Source organism: Microcystis sp. M49636_WE2 (assembly GCF_030065375.1).
Classification (GTDB): Bacteria; Cyanobacteriota; Cyanobacteriia; order Cyanobacteriales; family Microcystaceae; genus Microcystis; species Microcystis aeruginosa_C.
In genome coordinates, this window is the sequence record NZ_JASJFG010000923.1 from 1 (window position 1) to 1009 (window position 1009).

At 42.2% G+C, this 1009-nt stretch carries 2 protein-coding genes; both read right to left on the reverse strand.

Annotation, left to right across the window (positions count from 1 at the left end):
* On the reverse strand, positions 1 to 636 hold a 636-nt coding region (locus PX484_RS21155), incomplete at its 3' end, for an ATP-grasp domain-containing protein (protein WP_502882775.1).
* 15 nt (positions 637 to 651) lie between these two features.
* A complete protein-coding gene (gene grxC, locus PX484_RS21160; protein ID WP_002803525.1) occupies positions 652 to 912 on the reverse strand; it encodes a glutaredoxin 3 in 261 nt (86 codons plus the stop codon).
* Positions 913 to 1009 lie beyond the last annotated feature (97 nt).

The following is a 1009-nucleotide window of genomic DNA, read 5'->3' on the forward strand; positions in this document are numbered from 1 at the left end:
GGCAGCTGGTAAATAATCTTGAATCATTACCGGTTCTTGTCCCCATTTTGTGCTAATTTCAATCATTGAATTGAGATTGCGATCTTCGGGACTAAGAAATAAAATTCCCTCCCCTGCTTTGCCCCCCAAAGGTTTCATAACTGCCGCCCCTTTTTGGTTGACAAATTCCCTAATTGTCGCTTTATCTTGGGAAACAATTGTGGCGGGCATTACCTGAGCAAAGTGAATAGTATATAACTTTTCGTTGGCATGGCGTAAACCCCTAGTTGAGTTAATTACTTGGGTTTTTTGGGGGTCGATCAGGTCTAATAAATAGGTGGCATAAAGATAGGCAATCGTCACGGGTGGGTCTTTTCGCATCCAGACAAAATCGAAGTTTTCTAGGCAGGTAAAAACTGTCTCTTGTCTTTGATACCATTGAGATACAGCCACCCAATGATTATCTTTTAACTCCACGGGAACCAGTTCAATTTTAGTTAGTTTTGCCCAAGCTTTTCCCGCAATCGCACTGAGATCAGTGATGGAAGTCATCCAGACTTCATGGCCTAATAATTGGGACGCTTCCATGATAGCTACACTGGTATCATGGCCCGGCTCTAAATACTCGATCGGATCGATAATAAAGGCTAGTTTCATTAATAGTTTTTATCCTTAATTCTGCAACAGGGGAGCCAAACCACCACTTCTATCTAAAGCATAGATGTCATCGCAGCCCCCGATGTGTTGATCGTTTATAAAAATTTGTGGTACACTTGTACGACCATTGGCTCGATCGGACATTTTGGCTCGCGCTCTTTCATCACCATCGATACAATATTCGGTAAACTCCACCCCTTTTTTCTTGAGTAATGCTTTAGCGCGGATACAGAAAGGACAGGAACTCCAAGTATAGATCTCAACATTAGCGGCCATAAAATTTATCTCCCTTCTTTACATATCTTAAATTTTAGCCGATAACCGAGCAGTGATCTTCCTTCAGGTCAGAAAACGCCAATTAGGGCGATTCCAC

What these genes read in the sequence shown, in the direction of transcription:
- grxC (WP_002803525.1), bottom strand. Translation starts at nt 912, where the DNA reads ATGGCCGCTAATGTTGAGATCTATACTTGGAGTTCCTGTCCTTTCTGT.